This window comes from Escherichia sp. TW14182, assembly GCF_000208525.1.
GTDB lineage: Bacteria > Pseudomonadota > Gammaproteobacteria > Enterobacterales > Enterobacteriaceae > Escherichia > Escherichia ruysiae.
In genome coordinates, this window is record NZ_AEJZ01000436.1 from 1 (window position 1) to 1,302 (window position 1,302).

A 1,302-nucleotide genomic window follows, 5' to 3' on the forward strand; every position below is an offset into this window, starting at 1 on the left:
ATCCCCTGAGGGATCCCCAGAAAATTTAGTAAACCATTATCATATTGGTATACCGTTGCTGTAGAACTTTCAGCCCTGCGTCAAGTGACAGTGTGTTTAGTATGAGTGGAGAATGTCGAATCACATTCTCCGCCAGTTTTAATAACGAGATGACTCGCCTGTGCTTCACTGTATTTGCCTGATATTTATGATGTATCCCTTTGTTTTCCAGGCTGAAACCGCTTAACCACATAATGATACTGGCTAATGTTGCGATCAGACTCAATACCGTGACCCGCCCAGATGAATGACTGGCACCAAACCGTAGTCCAAATCCCCAGCGAGGATTTTTTTCATCCCTGAAATTTTGCTCAATTTGCATTCTACGGCTGTATAATTTCATTACCTGTTTTGGCGAGAACTCAGTACTGTTTGTGAAAATAAACCATGGTGATTTCCCGGCAGTACGAGCTTTAGCCGTCACCGATGGTCTGGTTGCTCTTTCCTTCGAGCGTTTAAATCTACGACCTTTAGGCTTACTTTTATAAAGATAAAAATGCCCTTCATGTTGTGCATTTTTATCTCTACCCAGCAGGCCTTCACCTAAATAAATTGCTGTCGTTGATGCTTTTGTGCCAGAGCCCGACACCTTTTCCCAGCCATCACCAATATTGTAATAATGATTGCCCAGTACCCGGCAAATATAGGTCCAGCCACGGGAGCGGATCTGTTGGAACCATCGCCCCTGAAAACCGGCATCTGTAATAACAATGACATCAGTCCCGGGGGAAAAGCACTCAGCAAGCGATTCCAGAAAACGCTCATGTACGTCTGCATTCGCTGTCTGCGATGATGGAACGACACAACTCATCAACGGTAAAGAACGCCCGTCACATGCCAGGCTTGCCCGCAAAAGCTGAAAACGAGAGGCATGATAAGCACTCCAGTCAATGAGTATCACAACACGAGACATTCCCCGCGTAATCTTCTGAGTAATTCGCTGAAAAATGGTGGAAACCTCATTTTGCAAATGTCGATTCCCCAACAGTCGATCCACCCGCTTTATTTTGTTTTTAACTGATGCAGTACCGATTAAATGACGCCCGATACTGGTAAGCGTGAGGGAAGCGCCATTTATTACAGCATTAGTTGCGTCAATCAGTGATTTTTGACGGTAAAGATGCAAAGGGGCCAGTATGTTGTTAAGGAAATTTTGGCATAATAAACGAGCAGGCATAGTGGTGATCTCCTTGAAATTGTTAGCACAATCAATTAGATCACATCTCACTATGCCTGTCTTGTTTTCTGGGGATTCCTCAGGGG

General features: G+C 44.5%; 1 protein-coding gene. It reads right to left on the reverse strand.

All coding sequences use genetic code 11. The features are described 5' to 3' along the window. Positions 1 to 25: 25 nt before the first annotated feature. Positions 26 to 1,216, reverse strand: a complete 1,191-nt coding sequence (locus EQY_RS0122890; RefSeq protein ID WP_001111522.1) for an IS4 family transposase — start codon at positions 1,214 to 1,216, stop codon at positions 26 to 28. Between the last annotated feature and the right edge of the window lie 86 nt (positions 1,217 to 1,302).

Excerpts from the sequence above, each read along its gene's own strand:
- EQY_RS0122890 (WP_001111522.1), bottom strand. The coding sequence starts at position 1,216 with ATGCCTGCTCGTTTATTATGCCAAAATTTCCTTAACAACATACTGGCC.